Source organism: Thermomonas sp. HDW16 (assembly GCF_011302915.1).
In the GTDB taxonomy this organism is placed as follows: Bacteria; Pseudomonadota; Gammaproteobacteria; order Xanthomonadales; family Xanthomonadaceae; genus Thermomonas.
In genome coordinates this window covers 577,891-600,714 of record NZ_CP049872.1, presented here as the reverse complement: position 1 = coordinate 600,714, position 22,824 = coordinate 577,891, and the positions used below count along the sequence as shown (strand labels likewise).

Here is a 22,824-nt window from a genome sequence, read left to right as displayed (position 1 = left end):
CCCTCCCCCGTTGTGGGCAGTCTACGCCTGCCCGGGCCGGGTTCGTCGGCGCCGGCACGGCTTTGTCGTGCCGCGGCTATCGTCCGCCGCGGGCATGGTTATCCTCGCCGCACGCCAACCGAACGCCCGCCAGGCCCGTCCGCATGATCAAGTCCCTGTTCAAGCAACTGTTCTTCGTCCTGCGCATCGCCATCGCCTGGGGACTGGCGGTGATGCTTGTGGCAGCGCTGTACTCCAGCATCCCGCTGATCGGTCGCTTCGAATTCCCGATGGTGCTGGCCGGGATGGCGACGATGGCGCTGGTGGTGACCGGTGCGTTCTCGCACCTGCACCGGGTGCGCTTGATCGCCGGCCGCACCGATGCCGATGCGCTCAGCAACCGCCAGAAGCGGCTGGTCGAAATTCCGTTGGAACCCGGCGAAGCCTTCGACCTGCTGGATGCGGCCATCCGCGAACTGCCCGGGATCGAACAGGTGCAGAGCACCCGCGACAGCCTGCAGGTGAAGGCCAAGGTGGCGCGCCCGCGCACCTACGGCGAACACCCCCTGCGGCGCTGGAACCCGCTGCTGTGGTTCGGCCTGCCGCGCAACCAGTTGCAGGCGACGGTGACGCCGGGCGAGGACAGCGGCCGCGTGACCTTGATTTGCGAACCGGAAAACCCGGCGTGGAGCGACTGGTTCCTGGTCGATGACGGCACCAATTACGAGAACGCGGAAGCCATCGTGCGCGCGATCACCCGCCGCATCGGCGCACTGCGCCGCGGCGAGCAGGCCAGCGCTGCGCAGACGGCCACGCAGAAGGAGCTCACTGAAGCCAAGCTGCACCTGCTGCATGCGCAGGTCGAACCGCACTTCCTCTACAACACGCTGGCCAGCGCGCAGCTGCTGACCCGCAGCGATCCGGCGCGCGCCGAAGCGATGCTGGGCCATCTGATCCAGTACCTGCGTCGTTCGCTGCCGAATGCGGAGGACGAAATGTCCAGCGTCGGTGCGGAACTGGAACGCGCACTGGCGTACCTGGAAATCCTCAAGATCCGCATGGGCGACCGGCTCGATGTGCAGGTGGACGTGCCCGAATCGCTGCGCGCCATCCCGTTGCCGGCGATGATGCTGCAGACCCTGGTCGAGAACGCGATCAAGCACGGCCTGGAGCCGCGCACCGGCGGCGGCACCGTGTGGATCCGCGCGCGCCGCGATGATGGCGGGGTGGCGGTGACCGTGGCCGACAACGGCGAAGGTTTCAATACCAAGACCAGCGGCACCGGGATCGGCCTGAAGAACGTGCGTGAGCGCCTACGCCTGCGCTACAACGGCGACGCCAACCTCAGCGTGATCGCCAACTTCCCGGCCGGCGTGGCCGCCACCATCACGGTGCCGGCGACAGCATCGGCACGGAGCGCCGTCCATGACTGAGACCCGCACCTGCATCGTCGCCGAAGACGAAACGATCCTGCGGCATGCGCTAGTCGCCGAACTGCAACGCGCGTGGCCATCGCTGCGCGTGGTCGCCGAATGCGAAGACGGCGCCAGTGCGGTCGAAGCTCTGGCCGAACACCAGCCGGATGTCGCCTTCCTCGACATCCGCATGCCCGGCCTGACCGGCCTTGAAGTCGCGGCACTCGCCGCCGAGGCCAGCCCGAAGACGCAGATCGTGTTCGTCACCGCCTACGACCAGTACGCCATCGACGCCTTCGAACGCGGCGCGATCGATTACCTGCTGAAGCCGGTGAAGCCGGAACGGCTGCTGGCAACCGTGGAACGTTTGCAAGCGCGCGACGCACTGCCCGATGCGGCCACGCTCGCCGCCCTGCTCGACAAACTCGGCGCATTGCCGAATGCCGCCAGTGCGGTGGAGCCGCTGACCTGGCTGACCGCAAGCGCTGGCCGCGAAACCCGGCTGATCCTGGTCGATGACGTGGCCTATTTCCAAGCCGACCACAAGTACACCACGGTGGTCACCGCCGAAGGCGAAGCCCTGCTGCGCACGCCGCTGCGCGAACTGCTGCCGCGGCTGGATGCGAACACCTTCAAGCAGATCCATCGCTCCACCATCGTCAACCTGAAAGCCATCGCCGGCATCGTCCGCGACGACAGCGGCCGCGGCACCGTGCGCCTGCGCCATCGCCCGGAAACACTGACCGTCAGCCAGCCGTTCATGGCCCTGTTCAAGCACATGTGAGGGAAGACATGCCCAAGCTCATCGCCATCGCCCGATTGTTGTTGTCGCCCTTGCTGCTGATCCTCTCCGCCTGCGGCACCGACGGCACGACCTTCAGCAATCGCATCGGCAACAACGGCCACGACGTGCTCTACAGCAAGGCACAGGTCAAGGACGGCGTCGCCCGTTTCGAATGCAAGGCCAGCGACAGCGGCCTCTGCCATTACACGCTGTACCCGGATGCCTGCGCCGGCAAGCCCGATTGCGCACTGGCCCCGTTGCAACACTTCACCGTGGCACGCGGGCAGACCCGGCAGATCGCCGGCCTGCGCGACTTCCGTGTCTGCGTCGGCATCGACGGCAAACCGATGCGCGCGGATTGCCAACCCGTCGTTCAACGCTGATCGCAACGCCACACCGTTAACATCGGGCCGTGAACTACCTCGCACACACCTGGCTTGCCCGCTATTCGGACGATGCCATCCTCGGCGGCCTGCTCGGCGATTTCGTGTTCGGAAAATCGATACTGGAGGACTGGCGGCCATCGGTGCGGGTGGAAATCGTCCGCCATCGCCGCATCGACCGTTACACCGACGACCATCCGGCCGTCGTCGCCGCGCGCGCACTGTTCGGCCCGCTGCGCCGCTATTCGGGCATCGTGCTGGATGTGTATTTCGACCACCTGCTGGCGCGCGATTGGCAGCGTTGGAACGACACATCGCTCGATGCGTTCACCTCACGCGTCTATCGCGTGCTGCGCGAACACCGCGACGAACTGCCGCCGCGCCTGCATGCCATCGCCCCGCGCATGGCCACGCACGACTGGTTGGGCTCGTATGCACGGCGCGAGAACGTGGATGGCGCGGTGCGCGGCATCGCCACCCGTTTGTCGCGCAATGGCGAACGCTTGGTCGAATGCCTCGCCGTGTTGCGTGCGAACGAAGCGGACATTGACGCTGCGTTCGAGGTGTTCTTCCCGGAGTTGATCGATGCCACCGAACGGCTTCGCATCGAACTCGCGTCTTCGAGCGCTTAACCGGACGCCGCGTCCGGTAGTGAATCGCGACCACGCAGGTTGCGCTGCGCCAATGCGTAGATCAGCAAGCCGCCAAGTGCGGTCGCCGCACCGACATAGCCCGTCGACGTCCAGCCGTAACCGGCGGTGATCGCCATCCCGCCCAACCACGGGCCCAGCGCATTCGCCGCATTGAACGCGGCGTGGTGGGAAGCGGCGGCCAGCGTCTGCGCATCGCGCGCCACGTCCATCAGGTGCGATTGCAGCACTGGCCCGAGTGCGCCCATCGAGCCCACCGCCACCACCAGCGGCAGCACCGTCCAGGCGGACTGCGCGGCCAGCGGGAACAGCAGCAGCAACAGCATCGACCACACCAGCACGATGCCGGCACCGCGGAAGCCGAAACGATCGAACAACCAGCCACCCGCCAGGGTGCCGAAGATGCTGCCCACGCCGAAGGCCATCAGCGCGAACGGAATGAAGCCCTCGCCAACACCGGTGACCTGCAACAAGGCGGGCGTGAGGTAACTGAACACCGCGAACATGCCGGAGAAACCAATCGCGCCGATGCCCAGCGTCAGCCAGATCGGCGCACGGTTGAAGTCGCGCAGTTCGCGCAACGCATCCGTACGCGGCGCGCCCATGCCTGCGGGCAAGCGCCAGGCAGTCATCGCCACCGTCGCCAGCGCGATCAGGCTGACCAGCACGAACGCGATCCGCCAACCGAACACCTGTCCCAGCCAGGTCGCCAGTGGATTGCCGACCAGCAAGGCCACCGACAGGCCCAGCATTACCCGGCCGACGGCGGTGCCGCGTTGCTCGGGCGGGCTGATATGCGCAGCCACCAGCGCCGCCACGCCGAAATACGCGCCATGCGGCAGGCCGTCGATGAAACGCGCCAGCATCAGCGAGTGGTAATCCGGTGCGAGTGCGCAGGCCAGGTTGCCGACTGCATAGAAGCCCATGAAGCCCAGCAGCAGGCTGCGGCGACGACGCTTCGCGCCCCAGATCGCCAGCAGCGGCGCGCCGACCACCACGCCCAGCGCATAGGCGCTGATCACATGGCCGACTTGCGGCTCGGTCACGCCGAGGTCGCGGGCCATCTCGGTGATCAGGCCCATGATCACGAATTCGCTGGTGCCGATGGCGAAACCGCCCATCGACAGCGCGAACAACACCCACGCGACCTGGCGCGACGTCAGCGGGGCGTGCGATGGGGGCGAAGGAAGTGCGTCGTTCATCCAGCCATTCTGCAACGCAACATGATGCGTTGCCGGTGAAAACGATCACATCGGCACATCCGGCCGAACCGCGCGGGGAGGTCGCGGCCCGGCCGGATCGCCTCAACTCATCGGCAGCGGAAGTAGGCCGCCGGGGACACGGCGTAGCTGCGGTTGCTGGCGTAGCCGCTGCTGCGGCCATAGCCCACGCCGAAGTCGCGCTCGCGGTGGATGCGGTCCGGCGTTGCTCCGCCGTCCCCGCGGCGCGGGGTCAGGCGACGCTCGACGAAGGCGGCCGGGCCGGGGGACTGGATGCGGAACATGTCGCTCTCCTACTGTGATTTAGTGTGTTGGTAATGTAATACACCAAATCAGAAACTGCATGGGCAGGAAGTCATGGATGTCGCAGCCGATGGGAATCGTTCAGCTAACCTGCGTCCATCCACTGGAGAAAGAGATGCCGAACGCTGCCTCGGGGTTGCAACGCTGCTTCTGGGTCGATGGTTCCGAGATCTACGACGCCTACCACGACCACGAATGGGGCCGCCCGGTCACCGACGACATCCGCCTGTTCGAAAAGATCAGCCTGGAAGGCTTCCAGGCCGGGCTGAGCTGGATCACCATCCTCAAGAAGCGCGAGAACTTCCGCGCCGGCTTCGACGGTTTCGATTTCCACAAGGTGGCGAAGTACACCGAACGCGACGTCGAACGCCTGCTGGCCGATGCCGGCATCATCCGCCATCGCGGCAAGATCGAAGCGGCGATCAACAACGCCGGCCGTGCGATCGAACTGCAGCACGAGTTCGGCACGCTGGCGCGCTACTTCTGGCAGTTCGAAGTGGACACCAGCAAGCGGCCAAAAAAACTCACGCGCGAGGTGTTGCGCACCTTCACCACCGCGCCGGAAGCCATCGCGCTGTCGAAGGACCTGAAGAAGCGCGGCTGGAAGTTCGTCGGCCCCACCACGATGTACGCCTTCATGCAGGCGATGGGCCTGGTCAACGACCACCAGCACGATTGCTTCATGCGCGGTCAGATCGACGCCCTGCGCCGGGATCGGCCTGATCCCTGACTGCATTCACCCCGGCATTGCATGGCCTGCGCCAAAGTGCGGGCCAACGCCCTACACCGGAGACACCGATGACGCGCCTGCTCGTGCTGCTGTTTGCCATCGCCATGCCCGTCGTCGGCTGGTTGTCCAACACCGGGACCTTCGGGCCGGACAACGGGACGATGTCGGATCGCTACCCCACCCTGCTGGTTGCCGCCGGTTATGCCTTCGCGATCTGGGGCCTGATCTTCCTGCTCGACCTGGTCTACGCCCTGTGGCAAACCACCGGTACGCGCAAGACCGATGACACCGTCACGCGCATCGCGCCGTGGGCAGCGGCAGGTTTCGCGCTGACCACGATCTGGATGCCGCTGTTCTCGATGGGCCAGTTCTGGCTGTGCCTGCTGGTGATCTTCGCTGCCACCTTCTGCCTGATCCGCTGCGCGATGCTCCTCTCCCACGACCGCACCCCGCAGGAAGGCCAGTGGATGTGGGCGTGGTTGCCGCTGTCGCTGCATGCCGGCTGGCTGTCGCTGGCGGCTTTCCTCAACCTGGCGCAGGTGATCGTGGCCTACAAGCTGGCGTCCACCACCCAGATGCTGCCGTGGAGCCTGATCCTGTTCGCGTTGGCCGCGCTGATGCTGCTGATGGTCAACCTGCGCATGCGCGGCAACATCGATTACGCGATCGCCGCGGTGTGGGCGCTGATCGCGGTGTACGTGCAGCAGTCCGACAGCAGCCTGCCGGGCGCGCAAACCGCGGCATGGGTAGCCATCGCCATCGCCGTGGTCCTCGTGCTGCAAACGGCGATGCTGCGCCGCCGTTATCCCGGTGGCTTGCTGCCGAATCCTTCGCGCGCACCGTGACACCGGCACATTGCGCAACGGCAGCGGCGATGGCACAACGTCATTGCCGCCACCCGTGGGAAGCGTGATGCATCGATTCATCCTGTCGCTCGCCTTGCTGTGCTTCGCCGGGATCGCCAGCGCGAATGAACCCATCGCCCGCGTGCGCGTCGCCTTCGATCGCGACGGCATCACCAGCACGCGCACCGAAGGCTATGCGGATCCGGCGACCAAGCGCGCGATCAGCATCGACGATCCGGTACGCATCGCCTCGATCAGCAAGCTGGTACTGTCGATCGGGGTGATGCGGCTGGTCGAGCAAGGCAAGCTCGATCTCGATGCCGATGTCTCCGAGGCCTTGGGCTGGAAGCTGCGCAATCCCGCCTTCCCGAAACAACGCATCACCCTGCGCCTGCTGCTCTCGCACACGTCCAGCCTGACCGATGGCGCCGGCTACTGGCAGGTGCCGCTGGATGGCGAATTCAAGAAGCTGCTCGACGATCCCAAGGCATGGGATCCCGCGCACGCACCCGGCACCTATTGGCGCTACGCGAACGTCGGCTTCCCGCTGATCGGCGCGGTGATGGAACGCAGCACCGGCGAGCGCTTCGATCTGCTGATGCAGCGACTGGTGCTGAAACCGCTCGGCCTGCACGCCTGCTACAACTGGCCCAGCTGCGATGCCGCCACCGCCGCGCGCGCCGTGGTGCTGTACCGCGAAGGCAAGCCCATCGTGGACGACAACCAGGGCAAGAAACCCGACTGCGGCATCACCAAGGCCAGCGACGGCAGCTGTGATCTGTCGACATGGCGCGCCGGTGCCGCGACCAATGTGTTCGGCCCGCAAGGCGGCCTGCGCATCTCTGCCGCGAATCTGTCGAAGATCGGCCGCCTGTTGCTGGGCGATGGCGAGGTCGATGGCGTGCGCCTGCTCAAGCCCGAGTCCGTGCGCACGATGATCGGCCCCGAGTGGAGCTACAAGAACGGCAACGGCCTGACCCTTGAGGAAGACGACCCCATCCGCACCCAAGGCGGCTTCACCTGCCGCTACGGCCTGGCCGTGCACACCCTCGCCACCGGCCTGCCCGACTGCGGCGACGATGCCTTCGGCGACGGCGTGCAACGCATCGGCCACAGCGGCAATGCGTATGGCGTGCTGGCGGGCTTGTGGGTGGATCGCAAGGCGGGGACGGGGGTGGTGTATTTCAGCACCGGCAACGACAAGCCGGAGGCGGGGGAGCGTTCGGCGTTTAGTCGGGTTGAGGAGATGAGCGCGGTGGGCTGGTGATATTGAAATTTAAGCGTTATATTTTTGGTATTGAATCTGTTTCGAGTTCGAAATGAAATCCATACCAGACATTCTCTCTGCCAAACAAGCATCTGAAATCATTGGAATTTCCGAGCAGAGAGTCCGGACACTCCTTCGTTCTGGAGCCATTGAAGGCAACCAACTCGGGAAGCAATGGATCACCTCCCGCGCAGCGGTAAATCAGTACCTGAATCAGGGTGCTAAGCCTGAACCACCGGATCGAAAGCGCAAGCAAGGCCCCCTGCCGAAATTGAAAGCACTTTCCTTCTTTTCTGGCGCAATGGGTCTAGATCAGGGTCTTGAGAAAGCAGGGATCGAACTACTTCTTGCCTGTGAGTTTGATAAAGCCTGCCGTCGAACCATCACGGCAAATCGACCAGACATTGCATTGCTAGGTGACATCTGGAAATACGACGCTGAACAGATTCGTGATGCAGCCGGTTTAGGAGCGCGCGATGAGATCGATGTGATGGTCGGAGGGCCGCCATGCCAAGCCTTCTCGACGGCAGGTGCTCGTCGTGGGTTCCATGACGAACGAGGTAATGCATTTCTGCGCTACATCCAATTGATTCTTGAACTACGTCCTCGATTCGCCGTTATTGAAAATGTCCGGGGCCTTCTATCGGCACCGATGGCCCACACTCCACATTCCGATCGTGGGCCCAAGTGGCAACCTGCACCGGAAGAGCATGCCGGCGGTGCATTGCTGCACGTCCTAAAACTACTTCGCGCTGGCGGTTACGGCGTTTCGTTTAATCTCTATAACGCAGCCAATTTTGGAGTTCCTCAAGCTCGCGAACGCGTAATTCTCATCTGCTCACGTGATGGCAAGAAGCTCCCGCACCTGACACCAACGCATTCCCAAGATGGTTCGTTTGACCTACCCCGCTGGCGCAACTTGAAAGATGCATTGAAAGGGATTGATCCTAAGACTGGGGATCATGGCGAGTTCCCTGAAGAACGCCTTCGCTTCTACCGCATGCTTGGCCCTGGTCAGTACTGGAAACACCTTCCCAAGGAATTGCACCGGGAAGCACTAGGCGGATCGCTGGATGCCGGTGGAGGTAAAACTGGCTTTTTCCGCCGCCTCGCGTGGGATAAGCCGGCATGCACGCTAGTTACTTCTCCCACGATGCCGGCAACTGACATTTGTCATCCAACCGAGAATCGCCCGCTATCTGTTCAGGAATACGCACGAATCCAGCAGTTTCCGGACGATTGGATCGTCTGCGGGTCAACCACCGATCGATACAAGCAGATTGGCAATGCCGTTCCTGTCGGCCTAGGTGAAGCCGTAGGCAAAGCGATTCTTCAACATATTGAGGGTATCGACCAGCTGCCGCCTAATGGCTTCCCATTCAGTCGGTACAAATACACCGACGAAATCGAATGGGAAGCACGTATGTCGCCGCCTAGAAATCAGACCGCCAAGACGAAGAAGAAATCGTTGGCAATAGACCTGCAATCTGAGCTGTGGGAATCCGCCTGACTCGAGGCCACTCGTATCGCAAGGAATTGACCGAATAGCGCGTAAATTACCTCAGTTCATCAAGCCGAGCTCGGGTACGCGCGCCGACCTCTTCCGCAATTTCAAGCACTTCTTCGTAAGCTCCATTGCCGCCTAACGTGTCCCAATATCCGCGACCTATCAACACCACTTGATCATTCCGGAAATCGAAGACTCCCATTGGGGGAGTCCATGCATAGTCGGTCTTGTTTTCGCCGTAAGGGTTGTAATAAAGCCCGAAATAAACCTCAGCCGCAGGATCATGAATTTTCAGCTTTAGCAGGTCGCGCTTGGCTTCGGCAGTCTGGTCAATGTTTGGCTTGACTGTTTTGATGCTCATGTAATGGTTTTTGCCATCTTTGACCCACCACAGATCAGAGATAACACGACGCTCCTCGGCTGTTTCGGCAACGCGATATTGCGCTGCTGCCAAATCAAGATCCCAGTTGGGCGCTCTCCCCAAACCGCCCTCTCTCAGCGAAGCAACGTGAGCATCGATTGCTGCCAATTGCCCCCGCGACAAAGAGACATACGTTTCTTTTTGATTGCCGGCCTCAGTAGCTCCGCCAGCCAAAGCCATCAATTTAGAGATCCGCTCGATCGCTCCTTGACCGAAGGAAGTTGAAAAAGACCGCTCAAACCTGCTCCAGAAAAGCGCCTGTTCCGACAAAAGCGCGCTATGAAAAGGCCGATGGGTGTCTGAATTTTCGAGCCTGGCAATCGTTCTGGTGATGCAATTCTCAAACTCATGTGCAATCTGTTTCCGATACAGCTCCAGCATGCGATTTCCCTGAGTAGCTCAAATAGCGAAGCCAAACTATAGGCTCACACCCCCAACGGATTCGGCTTCTCCGCATCCAGCTTGTAAAGCTTGATCGCCCTTGCCACATCCTTTGCGGTGAGCTTGCCATCAGCAGCCAGCGCAGCCACCGCGGCGTGCGCGACATGGAAGCGATCCACCTCGAAGTGACGGCGCAGATTCGCGCGGGTGTCACTGCGGCCGTAGCCGTCGGTGCCGAGGACGCTGTAGCGCATAGGCACGTATTCGCGGATCTGGTTGGCGAAGTGGCGGACGTAGTCGGTGGCGGCGATCGCCGGGCCGCTGCGGCCTTCCAGTTGCGCGGTGACCCACGGCTTGCGCGCGGTCTTGGCTTCGGGGTGCAGGCGGTTCCAGCGTTCGGCGTCGACGCCGTCGCGGGCGAGCTCGTTGAAGCTGGGGCAGGACCAGAGGTCCGCCTTGATGCCGAAGTCGGCATCCAGCAAATCCGCCGCCGCGATCACTTCGCGCAGGATGGTGCCGCTGCCCAGCAGCTGCACGCGCAGCTCGCCCTTCTTGGCCTTGCCGGCGTCCTTCAGCAGGTACATGCCCTTGATGATCCCCTCGGCGCTGCCTTCCGGCATTTCCGGGTGGGTGTAGTTCTCGTTCATCAGGGTGAGGTACCAGTACTCGTCCTGCTGCTCTTCCATCATCCGCTGCATGCCGCGCTGGACGATGGTCACGACTTCATAGGCGAAGGTCGGGTCGTAGCTGCGCACGTTGGGGATGAAGCTGGCCTGGATCTGCGACTGGCCGTCTTCGTGCTGCAGGCCTTCGCCGTTCAAGGTGGTGCGGCCGGCGGTGGCGCCCAGCATGAAGCCGCGCGCGCGCATGTCGCCGGCCTGCCACGCGGAATCGCCCACGCGCTGGAAACCGAACATCGAGTAGTAGATGTAGAACGGCAGCATCGCCAGGTCGTTGGTGCTGTAGCTGGTCGCCATCGCCAGCCATGACGAGAACGCGCCGGCCTCGGTGATGCCTTCCTCCAGCACCTGCCCGGCCGCGTCCTCGCGGTAGAACATCAGCTGGTCGGCATCCACCGGCTTGTACTTCTGCCCTTGCGGCGCATAGATGCCGAGCTGGCGGAACAGACCTTCCATGCCGAAGGTGCGCGCCTCATCGGCGACGATCGGCACGCAGCGCGGGCCGATCACCTTGTCGCGCAGGATGATGTTGAACATCTGCACGAAGGCCATGGTGGTGCTGATTTCGCGCTCGCCACTGGCCTTCAGCAGGCGCTCGAACGCCTCCAACTTGGGCACTTCCAACTGCTGGCTGGCCTTCTGCCGGCGCTGCGGCAGGTAGCCGCCCATCTTCGCGCGGCGTTCGCGCATGTATTCCATTTCCGGCGATTTTTCGTCCGGGCGATAGAACGGCACGTTGCCGTCCTTGAACTGCGCATCGTCGATCGGCAGCTTGAAGCGGTCGCGGAACGCGAGCACGGCGTCGTTGTCCAGCTTCTTGGTCTGGTGGGTGGGGTTCAGCGCCTCGCCGGCGGTGCCCATGCCGTAGCCCTTCACCGTCTTCGCCAGGATCACCGTCGGCTGGCCGGTGGTCTTCATCGCGTTGTCGTAGGCCGCGTAGACCTTGTGCGGATCGTGGCCGCCGCGGTTGAGGCGCCAGATGTCGTCGTCGCTCATGTTGGCGACCATCGCCAGCGTCTCCGGCGTCTTGCCGAAGAAATGCTCGCGGGTGTACGCGCCGCCGAAGGCCTTGCAGTTCTGGTATTCGCCGTCGACGGTTTCCATCATCACCTTGCGCAGCAGGCCCTGGCTGTCCTTGGCCAGCAGCGGATCCCAATAGCTGCCCCAGATGGTCTTGACCACGTTCCAGCCGGCGCCACGGAACTGGCCTTCCAGTTCCTGGATGATCTTGCCGTTGCCACGCACCGGGCCATCCAAGCGCTGCAGGTTGCAGTTGATGACGAAGACCAGGTTGTCCAGGCCTTCGCGGCCGGCCACGCTGATCGCGCCGAGCGATTCCGGCTCGTCGGTTTCGCCATCGCCCAGGAAGCACCACACCTTGCGGTCGGACTTCGGCATCAGCCCGCGCGCTTCCAGGTATTTCCAGCTGCGTGCCTGGTAGATCGCCGCCAACGGGCCCAGGCCCATCGACACGGTGGGCGTCTGCCAGAAGTCCGGCATCAGCCACGGATGCGGATAACTGCTGATGCCACGGCCATCCACTTCCATGCGGAAGTTGTCCAGCTGCGATTCGCTGATGCGGCCCTCGAGGAAGGCGCGTGCGTAGATGCCCGGCGAGCTGTGGCCCTGGATGTACAGCAAATCACCCGGGTGATCCGCGCTGGGGGCGCGCCAGAAGTGGTTAAAGCCGACGTCGTACAGGGTGGCGGAGGACGCGAAGCTGGCGATATGCCCGCCCAGGTCGCCCGGCTTGCGGTTGGCGCGCACCACCATCGCCATCGCGTTCCAGCGGATCATCGAACGGATCCGCCACTCCATGGTGGCGTCGCCCGGCATCGTCGGTTCCAGATGCACGGGGATGGTGTTGATGTATTCGGTGGTGGGCGCGAATGGCAGGTGCGCGCCGGCGCGGCGGGTGAGCTCCACCATGCCTTCCAGCAACTGGTGCGCACGGCCGGCGCCGTCGTGGTCGATGACCGCCTTCAGCGATTCGATCCACTCCCGCGATTCCTGCGGATCCGGATCGTTCTGCAGCATCTCATTGAGCCAGTTCATCGATAGCGCTCCATCACCACAAGGTCGTCTGGAGGCCGAGTCTAGCAAGCGGCAAGCGGCGCGTGATGCTGCGCCGCAGCCTAAACCGGGTCTTGTTTAAATTTTACCCGGGTTATTTCTTTTCGTTGCGCATTTCCGCGCGGATCTGCGCTTCCACCGCCACGATCGCGGTCATGTTCACCACCCGCCGCGAGGACGAAGCCGGGGTCAGGATGTGCGCCGGCTGGTCCAGGCCCATCAGGATCGGGCCGATGGCGACGCCGCCGGTGGCGACGCGGATCAGGTTGTAGCCGATGTTGGCGGCATCCAGGTTCGGCATCACCAGCAGGTTGGCGCGGCCCTTGAGGCGGGTGTTGGGGAAGATACGCTGGCGCAGCGCTTCGTCCCAGGCGGTGTCCGCCATCATTTCGCCATCGATCTCCAGCTTCGGCTGGCGCTGGCGGATGATCTCGTAGGCGCGGCGCATCTTCAGCGCGCTGGCGTCCTGGTGGCTGCCGAAGTTGGAATGCGACAGCAGCGCCACCTTCGGTTCGATGCCGAACAGCTTGAGCCGGTAACTGGCCTGCAAGGTGGCCTCCGCGATCTGCTCGGCCGACGGATCCAGCTGCACATGGGTATCGACGAAGAACCAGGCGCCATCGTCGTTGATCACGCCGGTCATCGCCGCGGTGCCGGTGATGCCCGGCTCGAAATCGAACACGCTGCGCAGGTAGCCCAGCTTCTTGTGGAAGCGGCCGACAATGCCGGTGATCATGCCGTCCGCCTCGCCGCGCTCGACCATCAACGCGGCGATGATCGTCGGCCGCGAACGCAGCAGGTTGCGTGCGGCGCTCGGGGTGACACCGCGGCGCTCGGTCAGCGCGTGGTACTGGCGCCAGTATTCTTCGAAGCGCGGATCGTCGCCGATGTCGGTCAGCTCGAAATCCACGCCTGCCTTCATGCGCAGGCCGAGCTTGGCGATGCGGTTGCCGATCACGTCCGGGCGGCCAATCAGGATCGGGAAGGCCAGGCCTTCATCGATCACCGTCTGCACCGCCTGCAGCACCACGTATTCCTCGCCCTCGGCATACACCACGCGCTTGGTGTCGCTGCGCGCGCGGTCGTACACCGGCTTCATCATCAGGCTGGTGCGGTAGACGAACTGCGCCAGCTTCTCGCGATAGGCGACGATGTCGGCGATCGGGCGTTCGGCAATACCGGACTCCATCGCCGCCTGCGCCACCGCCGGTGCCAGCGTCATCAGCAGGCGTGGGTCGAACGGGCGCGGGATCAGGTATTCCGGGCCGAATTTCGGCACTTCACCGCCGTAGGCGCTGCCGAGGTCGGAGGCTTCCTTGCGCGCGAGTTCGGCGATGGCGCGCACGCAGGCCAGCTTCATCGCCTCGTTGATTTCCGTCGCGCCCGCATCCAGCGCACCGCGGAAGATGTAGGGGAAGCACAGCGCGTTGTTGACCTGGTTCGGATAGTCCGAGCGGCCGGTGGCGATGATGCAGTCCGGACGCACTGCCTTGGCGTCTTCCGGCAGGATTTCCGGGTAGGGATTGGCCAACGCCAGGATGATCGGCCGTTCGGCCATGCTGGCCACCATCTCCGGCTTCAGCACGCCGCCGGCAGACAGGCCCAGGAAAATATCGGCACCGGCGACGATGTCGGCCAGGCTGCGCTTGTCGGTATCACGCGCATAGCGCTGCTTGTCCGGATCCATGTGGCCACGGCCGGTGTAGAGCACGCCTTCGCGGTCGTAGGCCAAGATGTTCTCCGGCTTCACGCCAAGCGCCACCAGCATGTCCAGGCAAGCGATGCCGGCCGCGCCGGCACCGGCGGTCGCCAGCTTGACCTTGCCGATGTCCTTGCCCGCGACTTCCAATGCGTTGAGCACGGCGGCGCCGACGATGATCGCGGTCCCGTGCTGGTCGTCATGGAACACCGGGATGTTCATCCGCTCGCGCAGCTTGCGCTCCACGATGAAGCATTCCGGCGCCTTGATGTCCTCCAGGTTGATGCCGCCGAAGGTCGGCTCCAGACTGGCGATGATGTCGACCAGCTTGTCCGGATCGCGCTCGTTGATCTCAATGTCGAACACGTCGATCCCGGCGAACTTCTGGAACAGCACGCCCTTGCCTTCCATCACCGGCTTGCCGGCCAGCGGGCCGATGTCGCCCAGCCCGAGCACGGCGGTGCCGTTGGTGACCACCGCGACCAGGTTGCCGCGCGCGGTGTATTCGCTGGCCAGCTTCGGGTCGGCGGCGATCTCCTCGCAGGCGAAGGCCACGCCCGGCGAATACGCCAGCGCCAGGTCGCGCTGGGTGATCATCGGCTTGGTCGCCGTGACCTTGATCTTGCCCTTGGGCTCCAGCGAGTGGTAATCGAGTGCGGCTTGCTTCAGATCGTCGTTGCTGGGGGTGTCTGACATCGGAACATGCCCGTGATGCGGATAAGTGATGATACCGCTTCGCCCGTACGCGCCTCGACACGCCCCCCAACCGATGACGTGCTGCGATTTACACGCGTCCTGCGCCCCACACGCCCACGCTCACAGATCCGCCACGCTGTCCGCGTCCACGATCTGTTCCAACCGGATACGGTTGGCGAACAACGAAAACGCCAGCATCCCGGCCAGGCCGTTCGCGCGCGCCACCCATTCCGGCAGCCAGCGCGGTGGCAACAGGTCGCCGCTGTCGAACAAGGGCTCGAAGCGCTGCACGTCGGCCAGGGTCATCTTGCCGGCGAACAGCATCCGGCACAGGCGCAACTTGCCGTGCTTGAGCGCCCAACGGAAGAACGTGTGCACGCCGATCAACCCCCGCAGGTAGACGGTGTCCTTGGTGAATGCCGCGCCACCCGTGGTCGGAACGCCACGGAACACGCGCTGCGCGGAAGTGAAACTTTCCGTTTCGTTCTGCCCGGCATCGAGGAAATAACGAAAGACTTCGAGGAAATCGGCGCCATCCAACGCCATCGCCACCGCCTCGATGCGCAAGCTGACCCGCTTCATGCGTTCGATGTCGATGCTGCCGGTGATCTGTTCGGCAAAGGTGGCCAGCCCTTCCTGCGTTGCGGTGGTGCGCGGCGAAGACAGCGCCATGCTCGGCAACACGATCTGCTGCTGGCCGTTGAGTGCGGTCAACGAATGCACGAAGGCTTCGTGCTGCAGTAACTGGTGACGGTCGTAATCGGAAAATTCGGCGCCGGCGCGCAGGCGGATGCGGGTGGCACCGGCAGCGGCCTTGGCGATCAGGTCGGGATCAAGCTCAACGGTGATCACTCGGCTATCGAAATAATCGTCCAGCGCCGCCTGCAACTGCAACTGCAGCGAGGTCGCTGAGATCGCCACCTGTTCGGAGGGATCCAGCAACTCGTGGTCGAGTTCATTGGCGATGGCGATGAAGTGATTAGCCGCCTCGCGCGTGGTCGCCCCGCCCGGCAAGGTGTGCTCCGGCTTGCCGAACAACGCCACGGACAACTCAGTCACGCGCGGTGTGCCGAGGTTTTCCAGCAATTCCGCCGCCACCGACCAGCTGCGCGCGGATTCGATCAGGTAGATGCCGAGCGGATGCGCGGGATCGGCGGCGGCGATGATCGCTTCGAATTCGCGGCGCGCGTCGGAGAAATCATGTTTCGGATACCGGTACGCCGGCAGCTTCGCCTTGCCCTGCGCGTAGTCGGCAAGGAAGGTCTGTTGCTCGCTGGCCGGCCAGCTGACCAGGCTCAACAGGCGGATCGATTTCGCCGCCTTCGCCATCCGCGCATCGAGTGCGGCGTGATGGGCGATGTCGGGCGCGCGGCTGATATCGCTCATCTCAATGGCGTCCGTATTTCTCGTCGATGCGCTTGCACATGGACTTGTTCTGCACCTTCGTATCCGACTTTTGCGCCAGCCGCGTGGCCAGCTTGTTGGCGGCACCGGCCACTTCCTCGCTCAGCTTGAGGAAGTTGGCGACGCGCTGCGCATCCACTTCGCCGCGTTCCACTGCCGCGCGCACCGCACAACCCGGTTCCTTCTGATGCTTGCAGTCGTTGAACTTGCATTGCGCGGCCAGCGCTTCGATATCGGCGAAGCTCTCGGCCACGTCTTCCTCGCCGGTCGGCTTCAGTTCGCGCATGCCGGGCGTATCGATCAGGCAGGCGCCGGACGGCAGCGCGATCAGCGCGCGATGGGTGGTGGTGTGGCGGCCGCGATCGTCGCTGTCGCGCACCGCGCCGGTCTTCATTTTCTCGATGCCGAGCAGGGTATTGGTCAGCGTGGACTTGCCCGCGCCGGAGCTACCCACCAGCACGATGCTCTGGCCTTCGCCCAGCCATGGCGCAAGCACGGCCACGCTGTCGCGATCCTTGGCGTTCACCGCGTGCACCGGCACGTCCAGCGCGCGCAACTCGTGCGCGGCCGCTTCGACATCGGCACCATCCTTGTCCGACTTCGTCAGCACGATCACCGGCTGCACGCCGCTGCCGCCGACCAGCATCAGATAGCGTTCGATCCGGCGCGGATTGAAATCCGCATCAAGGCCACAGACCACGAACACCGTATCGATATTGGCCGCGATCACCTGCTGCTTGTAGTGCTCGCCGGCCGCGCCGCGCTTGATCGCGGAAAACCGTGGCAACAGCGCGACGATGCGCAGCGCGTTCGGCGCCTCGCCTTCGATCAGCACCCAATCGCCGACCGCCGGCCGCGATTCCGGGGTGATCTCGCCCTTGCGGTAGCTGCCTGCGCGCTGCCATTCCGGCAGCGATTCGGCGCGATATGCAGCATCGACCGTTTCCGCGACCAGATAGCCGCTGCGATGCTGTTCGCTGATCCGCGCAGGGCGTGCCTGCGGATGCGCGGCGATCAACCCGGCCCAGGCCGGATCGAGGGTCGACGGCGTCCAGCGCCAGCCGATGGCCTGCAGGGGAGTCATGCGTTTGGGGTTGCCGTCATGGCCTGATTCTACGCATCGTCGCCGTGGCGTTGCCCGGTGGGGGTGGCAAGGCTTCGCCGCTCTTTCCAGTCGTCCAGGACTGAAGCCGCGGCCGCGGGCCATCCATGGCCCGCTCGAAGTCTTGCCACCCCCACCGGGCAACGCCACCCCGACCGGATCGAATGGCGAAGATCCTCACGCAACGGCGAGACCGTCGGGTGGCTCGCGTAGCGGCATTTTGAGCCGCGGAGCGAACCACCCGGCGGTAGGCGCCGTTGCTGCGAGAAGCCCTCCTGCGCGGCATCGACGCCCCATTTCCGCTAGGCTTGCAGCTCCATTTACCCCCACTTTCCGCGCCAATGTCCCCGCCCAGCCTCAAGACCCGCACCCGCCTGTCCGAAGTCCGCTACGAAATCCGCGGAGAACTGGCCCGGCGAGCCCGCGAGCTGGAAGGCCAGGGCCGCAGCCTGATCAAGCTCAACATCGGCAACCCCGGCGCGTTCGGCTTCCGCGCACCGGAGCACCTGCAGCGTGCGATCGCCGACCACATCGCCAACACCGATCCCTACACCCACCAGCAGGGCCTGCCGGAAGCGCGCGAGGCCATCGCCGCCTTCCACAAGCAGCGCGGTACGCCGAATGCCTCGCCGGAGCGGGTGTTCGTCGGCAACGGCGTGTCCGAACTGATCGACATCTCGCTGCGCGCCCTGCTCAATCCGGGTGACGAAGTCCTACTGCCATCGCCCGACTACCCGTTGTGGTCGGCGGCCACCATCCTCAACGACGGCCGCCCGGTCTATTACCGCTGCGACGAAGCCACCGGCTTCCTGCCCGATCCCGAGCAGATCGAATCGCTGGTGTCCTCGCGCACTCGCGCCATCGTGCTGATCAACCCGAACAATCCGACCGGCGCGAACTACCCGCGCGAGTTGCTGGAGCGCATCGTCGCCGTCGCGCAGAAGCACAAGCTGCTGCTGATGGCCGACGAGATCTATGACGGCATCCTCTACGACGACAACACCTTCCAACCGATTGCCCCACTCGCCGGCGACCTGCCCTGCATGAGTTTCGGCGGTTTGTCGAAGGTGCATCGCGCCTGCGGCTGGCGCGTGGGCTGGGCGGTGTTGAGCGGCGACCCGTTGGCCAGCGGCGACTATCACCACGCGATGGACCTGCTCGGCGCACTGCGCCTGTGCGCCAACGTGCCGGGCCAGTTCGCCATCCAGCAGGCCCTGCATGGTGCCGACACCATCTCCGAACTGGTCCAGCCCGGCGGACGCCTGTATGAGACCCGCAAGGCGCTGATCGAAAGTTGCGAGGCCAGCGAACACCTGCGCCTGGTCGCACCGGCCGGCGCGCTGTACGGCTTCCCCGGCGTGGTGGGCGATGCCGCGCGCGGCTTCGACGACCACGCCTTCGCGCTGCAGATGCTCGAAGAAGAGGACGTGCTGATCGTGCCCGGTTCCAGCTTCAACGTGCCCTACCGCAACCACTTCCGCGTCACCTTGCTGCCGGAAGCGTCGATGCTGCGCGAAGTGTTCGCCCGCATCGATCGCGTGCTGACCCGCCGCGCCGAAGACGCACGCCGCAGCGCCGTGGCCTGACATGGCGACGCTGCCGCAAGCGCAGCTGTCGTATCTCGCCCTCGGCGATTCCTACAGCATCGGCGAAGGCGTCGAAGCCGATGGCCGATGGCCGATGCAGCTGGCGCGCGGCCTGCGCGACGCCGGTATCGCGATTTCTGATCCGCGCATCATCGCCACCACAGGCTGGACAACCGATGAGCTGTCCGCCGCGATGGACGATGCCGAACCGCTTGGCGAATGGGATTTCGTCAGCCTGCTGATCGGCGTCAACAACCAGTACCGCGGCCGCGACGTCGACGATTACCTCGGCGAATTTGCGCGCCTGCTGCAACACGCGATCGCATTGGCGAATGCGCGTGCGGAGCGCGTGCTGGTGCTGTCCATCCCAGACTGGGGCGTAACCCCGTTCGGCGTCGCCAGCGAGCGCGACGTGGAACAAATTTCTAACGCACTGGATGCCTACAATGCCGCCGCCCGCGAGGTCTGCATGGCACATGGCGTAGCCTTCGTGGATATCGCCGATGTGTCGCGCGCGCGCGGTGCGGAGCCGGCGATGCTGGCGGAAGACGGGCTGCATCCGTCTGCGCGGTTGTACGCCGAATGGACGCGGCTGGCGTTGCCTGTAGCAAAGGAATTGCTGGATGGCGAATGGGAAGTTTCCGCGTGAACGACAGGATGCGTTGACCGCGCTGCAGGATTCGTTACGCACGACAGCGCCGGAACAATGGGCGGCCTGGAGTGGCGTCGCCCTGGTTCATCTTCTGGTGTTGTGGGCGGTGACGCGACCTGAGTCTGTGAACGATGACGCCGGCCAACCGATGCAGCTGGTCTTCATCCAACTGCCGCCGCCGGCGGTGAAGACGATGAAGCCGGCAACGGATCGCGGCGCGGTTCCCACCGCAACGGCGAGCAGGCCGCAAGCAATGCGCATCGTGCCCTCGACCTCGCCAACCGCCCAGGCTCCCGCCGAAATTCCACAGGTGGCGTCCGATGATCAATGGGATCACACCGCCGGCCGCAGCGCCAAGGATGACGGCATCCGCTTTGACCGCACAGATGTGACGCGAAGCATCAATCCCATTCGGATGGGGCCGCCGGAGCGCTTTCGCATGCGCGGAAACCCCTCGCTTGCGGACATCGTGCGCGCGGTGTCGCAGGCGTTGTTCTGGCCAGCGGGCTACACCGACGACCCCTGCCCCGGCCTGAAAAAGGCGGTGGACATGTTCAGTGCCCCCTCGAACGAGCGCGAACAAGGCCTGCTCGAAGATGCAGTGCTGCTGGAGAGCCGGTATTGCCGATAGCGAAGCGTCAGCGCACTCACCGCAGCTCCCGGGCGTAAAATTGTCGTCCCGCATCCGGAACACCCCCATGTCCCTCGACCCCGCCACCCGCGCCCGCATCGACTCGTTGCTGGCCGCCAATCCCGTCGTCCTGTTCATGAAGGGCAACCCGCGCGCACCGCAATGCGGCTTCTCGTCCAAAGCCGTCGGCGAGCTGGATGCGGCGGGCGCGACGTATGCGCATGTCGACGTGCTGGCCGATCCGGAAATCCGCGAAGGCATCAAGGCCTATGGCGACTGGCCGACCATCCCGCAGCTGTACATCGGCGGCGAGCTGGTGGGCGGTTCCGACATCATCCTCCAGATGGCCGGCAGCGGTGAATTGCACACCGCGCTGGGCCTGCCGGCGCCGGATCGCACGCCGCCGCAGATCACCATCACCCCCGCCGCCGCCGCGATGCTGAAGCAAGCGCTGGCCGATGCCGGCGACGGTTTCGCGCTGCAGATCGATATCGACGGCGGCTACAACGCGCGCCTGCAACTGGCGCAGCGCGACGATGACGCCATCGCCAGCGAGTCCGCCGGTATCCTCGCCCAGTTCGACCTGGCCAGCGCGCAACGCGCACGCGGCATGTCGATCGACTGGGCCGACGACGAACGCGGCAAGGGCCTGGTGATCGACAACCCCAACGCGCCGCCGAAAGTGCGCGCGATGACGCCGGCGCAAGCCGCCGAACGCACCGCCGCCGGTACCCTGACCATCGTCGACGTGCGCCCGGGAGACGAACGCGCCTTGGCCTCGCTCGCCACCGACTATCTCTGCTTCGACGACGGCGTCGAAGAAATCGAATCGCTGCCGAAGAGCATGCCACTGGCCTTCCTCTGCCACCACGGCGGACGCAGCGCGCAGGCAGCGGAGCATTTCCGCGCATTGGGCTTCGGCGAGGTCTACAACATCGTGGGCGGCATCGACGCCTGGGCCGAAATCGATCCGGCGATTCCGCGTTACTGAATTCCTGAATCGAGGCATCAAGCAGGGCGGGACAAACGTTCGCCCTGTTTCAGAAGCCGCCCCCGCATCCAGCCAGGCTTGCTCGTCCGGTGTATTGATACGTCCCAGCGCGCGATTGCGATGCGGGAAGCGGCCGAAACGCGCGATCACCTCGCGATGCGCATGTGCGTAGCCCAGCAAATCGGCATCGCCCAGGGCGGCAATCCGTGCGACCGAACGATCCTGGTCGGCCATGTCTTCGGCATGCTCGAATGGCAGGTAGAAGAACAAGCGTAACGACCAATCGCTGCGTGCATCGAAGCCGGCCTCGATAGCCCGCACGGCATAGTGCCGCGCCAGCGAATCGGTGGCGAAGGCATGGCCGCTGTCGCGGAATACGTTGCGCGGGATCTGGTCGAGCAGGATCAGCAACGCCAACGCGCCTTCGGCATCGTCCATCCAGTGTTCGTACTCGCGACGCGCAGCGGCATGGTGCGCATCGAGGAATTGCGCACGGCATTCGGCATCGAACGCATCGCCGCCACGGAACCACTTGGCCATGCCGGCATCGCGCCAGAAATCCACCACATCGCGCGGCGCGATGCTCATTCGTCGAACCTCAAGTGGCGCACCGACTTGCCGTGGCGGCGGATCAGCTTGAGCGACTCGATGCCGACCTTGATGTGGTTCTGCACGTAGTCGGCGGAGACCTTGGCGTCTGAGGCTTCGGTCTTGACGCCTTCCGGGATCATTGGCTGGTCGCTGACCAGCAGCAGCGCACCGGTGGGAATACGGTTGGCGAAACCGGCGGCGAACACGGTGGCGGTTTCCATGTCGATCGCCATGCAACGCATCGCGCGCAGCTTCTCCTTGAACTCCTCGTCGTGCTCCCAGACCCGGCGGTTGGTGGTGTAGACGGTGCCGGTCCAGTAATCCAGCTCCATGTCGCGGATGGTGGTGGAGATCACGCGCTGCATGGCGAATGCGGGCAGCGCCGGCACTTCCGGCGGCAGGTAGTCGTTGCTGGTGCCTTCGCCGCGGATCGCGGCGATCGGCAGCACCAGGTCGCCCAACTGGTTCTTCTTCTTCAGGCCACCGCATTTGCCGAGGAACAGCACCGCCTTCGGCATGATCGCGGACAGCAGGTCCATCATCGTCGCCGCGTTCGGGCTGCCCATGCCGAAGTTGATCATGGTGATGCCGTCTGCAGTCGCGCTTGGCATCGGCCGGTCCAGGCCGACGATGGGCGCGCCTGTCATCTCGGCGAAATGCCCGAGGTAGCCACCGAAATTGGTCAGCAGGATGTGCTCGCCGAAGCCGTCCAGCGGCACGCCCGTGTAACGCGGCAGCCAGTTGTCGACGATCTCGTTCTTGTCCTTCATGTCGTCTCCGGATTCTTGTTGTTATGCGACCCCTAGTTTCCCACACCCATGACCTCGGTCATGT

Annotated in this window: 20 protein-coding genes and 1 pseudogene; 12 read left to right on the top strand and 9 right to left on the bottom strand. The window is 64.3% G+C overall.

What is annotated here, in order from left to right:
* Positions 1-143: 143 nt before the first annotated feature.
* The 4 genes from G7079_RS02630 to G7079_RS02615 are packed head-to-tail and all read left to right on the top strand — an operon-like array spanning position 144 to position 3,193.
* A complete protein-coding gene (locus G7079_RS02630) occupies positions 144-1,412 on the top strand; it encodes a histidine kinase (RefSeq protein ID WP_166055290.1) in 1,269 nt (422 codons plus the stop codon).
* Positions 1,405-2,178, top strand: a complete 774-nt coding sequence (locus G7079_RS02625) for a LytTR family DNA-binding domain-containing protein (protein ID WP_166055288.1) — start codon at positions 1,405-1,407, stop codon at positions 2,176-2,178. Before G7079_RS02630 ends, G7079_RS02625 begins: the two co-directional genes overlap by 8 nt.
* Before the next feature lie 8 nt (positions 2,179-2,186).
* Positions 2,187-2,561 carry a hypothetical protein gene (locus G7079_RS02620; protein ID WP_166055286.1) on the top strand — a complete coding sequence of 125 codons (375 nt, stop codon included), beginning with the start codon at positions 2,187-2,189 and terminating at the stop codon, positions 2,559-2,561.
* 29 nt (positions 2,562-2,590) lie between these two features.
* A complete protein-coding gene (locus G7079_RS02615; protein WP_166055284.1) occupies positions 2,591-3,193 on the top strand; it encodes an ACP phosphodiesterase in 603 nt (200 codons plus the stop codon).
* On the opposite strand, the gene G7079_RS02610 is transcribed toward G7079_RS02615, so the two are convergent.
* Positions 3,190-4,332, bottom strand: coding sequence for an MFS transporter (locus G7079_RS02610; RefSeq protein WP_240906259.1), 1,143 nt, complete (start codon positions 4,330-4,332; stop codon positions 3,190-3,192). The genes G7079_RS02615 and G7079_RS02610 overlap by 4 nt on opposite strands.
* 188 nt (positions 4,333-4,520) lie before the next feature.
* Positions 4,521-4,715, bottom strand: coding sequence for a hypothetical protein (locus G7079_RS02605; RefSeq protein WP_166055280.1), 195 nt, complete (start codon positions 4,713-4,715; stop codon positions 4,521-4,523).
* 134 nt (positions 4,716-4,849) lie between these two features.
* Between G7079_RS02605 and G7079_RS02600 the strand changes: the two genes are divergently transcribed.
* The 4 genes from G7079_RS02600 to G7079_RS02585 all read left to right on the top strand — a co-directional run bounded on the left by G7079_RS02600 (position 4,850) and on the right by G7079_RS02585 (position 9,086).
* A complete protein-coding gene (locus G7079_RS02600) occupies positions 4,850-5,464 on the top strand; it encodes a DNA-3-methyladenine glycosylase I (RefSeq protein ID WP_166055278.1) in 615 nt (204 codons plus the stop codon).
* Positions 5,465-5,532: 68 nt separating this feature from the next.
* Positions 5,533-6,309 (top strand): hypothetical protein, encoded by a 777-nt coding sequence (locus G7079_RS02595; RefSeq protein WP_166055276.1) that lies wholly within the window; start codon positions 5,533-5,535, stop codon positions 6,307-6,309.
* Positions 6,310-6,376: 67 nt separating this feature from the next.
* The gene (locus tag G7079_RS02590; protein ID WP_166055274.1) at positions 6,377-7,576 is read left to right on the top strand and encodes a serine hydrolase domain-containing protein; all 1,200 of its coding nucleotides are present in this window, start codon (positions 6,377-6,379) and stop codon (positions 7,574-7,576) included.
* Positions 7,577-7,628: 52 nt separating this feature from the next.
* On the top strand, positions 7,629-9,086 hold the full coding sequence (locus G7079_RS02585; protein WP_166055271.1) for a DNA cytosine methyltransferase: 1,458 nt from the start codon (positions 7,629-7,631) through the stop codon (positions 9,084-9,086).
* Positions 9,087-9,132: 46 nt separating this feature from the next.
* On the opposite strand, the gene G7079_RS02580 is transcribed toward G7079_RS02585, so the two are convergent.
* From G7079_RS02580 to rsgA, 5 genes are all read right to left on the bottom strand, one after another.
* The gene (locus G7079_RS02580) at positions 9,133-9,885 is read right to left on the bottom strand and encodes a TdeIII family type II restriction endonuclease (protein ID WP_166055269.1); all 753 of its coding nucleotides are present in this window, start codon (positions 9,883-9,885) and stop codon (positions 9,133-9,135) included.
* 44 nt (positions 9,886-9,929) lie between these two features.
* Positions 9,930-12,620 carry a pyruvate dehydrogenase (acetyl-transferring), homodimeric type gene (aceE, locus tag G7079_RS02575; RefSeq protein ID WP_166055267.1) on the bottom strand — a complete coding sequence of 897 codons (2,691 nt, stop codon included), beginning with the start codon at positions 12,618-12,620 and terminating at the stop codon, positions 9,930-9,932.
* A 112-nt stretch (positions 12,621-12,732) separates the two neighbouring features.
* The gene (locus G7079_RS02570; protein ID WP_166055265.1) at positions 12,733-15,033 is read right to left on the bottom strand and encodes an NADP-dependent malic enzyme; all 2,301 of its coding nucleotides are present in this window, start codon (positions 15,031-15,033) and stop codon (positions 12,733-12,735) included.
* 120 nt (positions 15,034-15,153) lie between these two features.
* Entirely contained in the window at positions 15,154-16,419 is a 1,266-nt protein-coding gene (locus G7079_RS02565; protein WP_166055263.1) for a flavohemoglobin expression-modulating QEGLA motif protein, read from the bottom strand.
* Position 16,420: 1 nt separating this feature from the next.
* A complete protein-coding gene (rsgA, locus tag G7079_RS02560) occupies positions 16,421-17,521 on the bottom strand; it encodes a ribosome small subunit-dependent GTPase A (RefSeq protein ID WP_166055261.1) in 1,101 nt (366 codons plus the stop codon).
* Positions 17,522-17,880: 359 nt separating this feature from the next.
* Here rsgA and G7079_RS02555 point away from each other — a divergent pair, with 359 nt between their 5' ends.
* The 4 genes from G7079_RS02555 (at position 17,881) to grxD (ending at position 21,399) form a co-directional block, all read left to right on the top strand.
* Entirely contained in the window at positions 17,881-19,125 is a 1,245-nt protein-coding gene (locus tag G7079_RS02555) for a pyridoxal phosphate-dependent aminotransferase (RefSeq protein ID WP_166055259.1), read from the top strand.
* A 1-nt stretch (position 19,126) separates the two neighbouring features.
* Positions 19,127-19,774: an SGNH/GDSL hydrolase family protein gene (locus G7079_RS02550; protein ID WP_166055257.1), complete on the top strand. Its 648-nt coding sequence runs from the start codon at positions 19,127-19,129 to the stop codon at positions 19,772-19,774.
* The gene (locus tag G7079_RS02545) at positions 19,749-20,408 is read left to right on the top strand and encodes a hypothetical protein (protein WP_166055255.1); all 660 of its coding nucleotides are present in this window, start codon (positions 19,749-19,751) and stop codon (positions 20,406-20,408) included. Before G7079_RS02550 ends, G7079_RS02545 begins: the two co-directional genes overlap by 26 nt.
* Positions 20,409-20,475: 67 nt before the next feature.
* Positions 20,476-21,399, top strand: a complete 924-nt coding sequence (gene grxD, locus G7079_RS02540; RefSeq protein ID WP_166055253.1) for a Grx4 family monothiol glutaredoxin — start codon at positions 20,476-20,478, stop codon at positions 21,397-21,399.
* A 60-nt stretch (positions 21,400-21,459) separates the two neighbouring features.
* Here grxD and G7079_RS02535 read toward each other — a convergent pair.
* A pseudogene (locus G7079_RS02535) lies at positions 21,460-21,987 on the bottom strand (DUF924 family protein); the annotation flags it as partial.
* Positions 21,984-22,760 carry an AMP nucleosidase gene (locus tag G7079_RS02530; RefSeq protein WP_166055251.1) on the bottom strand — a complete coding sequence of 259 codons (777 nt, stop codon included), beginning with the start codon at positions 22,758-22,760 and terminating at the stop codon, positions 21,984-21,986. The gene G7079_RS02530 and the pseudogene G7079_RS02535, both read right to left, overlap by 4 nt.
* Between the last annotated feature and the right edge of the window lie 64 nt (positions 22,761-22,824).

Bases quoted from the DNA above. Each gene is read 5' to 3' on its own strand.
- rsgA (WP_166055261.1), bottom strand. From the start codon at position 17,521: ATGACTCCCCTGCAGGCCATCGGCTGGCGCTGGACGCCGTCGACCCTC.
- G7079_RS02620 (WP_166055286.1), top strand. From the start codon at position 2,187: ATGCCCAAGCTCATCGCCATCGCCCGATTGTTGTTGTCGCCCTTGCTG.
- G7079_RS02550 (WP_166055257.1), top strand. From the start codon at position 19,127: ATGGCGACGCTGCCGCAAGCGCAGCTGTCGTATCTCGCCCTCGGCGAT.
- G7079_RS02630 (WP_166055290.1), top strand. From the start codon at position 144: ATGATCAAGTCCCTGTTCAAGCAACTGTTCTTCGTCCTGCGCATCGCC.
- G7079_RS02555 (WP_166055259.1), top strand. From the start codon at position 17,881: ATGTCCCCGCCCAGCCTCAAGACCCGCACCCGCCTGTCCGAAGTCCGC.
- G7079_RS02595 (WP_166055276.1), top strand. From the start codon at position 5,533: ATGACGCGCCTGCTCGTGCTGCTGTTTGCCATCGCCATGCCCGTCGTC.
- G7079_RS02605 (WP_166055280.1), bottom strand. From the start codon at position 4,715: ATGTTCCGCATCCAGTCCCCCGGCCCGGCCGCCTTCGTCGAGCGTCGC.
- G7079_RS02580 (WP_166055269.1), bottom strand. From the start codon at position 9,885: ATGCTGGAGCTGTATCGGAAACAGATTGCACATGAGTTTGAGAATTGC.
- aceE (WP_166055267.1), bottom strand. From the start codon at position 12,620: ATGAACTGGCTCAATGAGATGCTGCAGAACGATCCGGATCCGCAGGAA.
- G7079_RS02610 (WP_240906259.1), bottom strand. From the start codon at position 4,332: ATGGGCGGTTTCGCCATCGGCACCAGCGAATTCGTGATCATGGGCCTG.
- G7079_RS02570 (WP_166055265.1), bottom strand. From the start codon at position 15,033: ATGTCAGACACCCCCAGCAACGACGATCTGAAGCAAGCCGCACTCGAT.
- G7079_RS02530 (WP_166055251.1), bottom strand. From the start codon at position 22,760: ATGAAGGACAAGAACGAGATCGTCGACAACTGGCTGCCGCGTTACACG.
- grxD (WP_166055253.1), top strand. From the start codon at position 20,476: ATGTCCCTCGACCCCGCCACCCGCGCCCGCATCGACTCGTTGCTGGCC.
- G7079_RS02585 (WP_166055271.1), top strand. From the start codon at position 7,629: ATGAAATCCATACCAGACATTCTCTCTGCCAAACAAGCATCTGAAATC.
- G7079_RS02545 (WP_166055255.1), top strand. From the start codon at position 19,749: ATGGCGAATGGGAAGTTTCCGCGTGAACGACAGGATGCGTTGACCGCG.
- G7079_RS02625 (WP_166055288.1), top strand. From the start codon at position 1,405: ATGACTGAGACCCGCACCTGCATCGTCGCCGAAGACGAAACGATCCTG.
- G7079_RS02590 (WP_166055274.1), top strand. From the start codon at position 6,377: ATGCATCGATTCATCCTGTCGCTCGCCTTGCTGTGCTTCGCCGGGATC.
- G7079_RS02565 (WP_166055263.1), bottom strand. From the start codon at position 16,419: ATGAGCGATATCAGCCGCGCGCCCGACATCGCCCATCACGCCGCACTC.
- G7079_RS02600 (WP_166055278.1), top strand. From the start codon at position 4,850: ATGCCGAACGCTGCCTCGGGGTTGCAACGCTGCTTCTGGGTCGATGGT.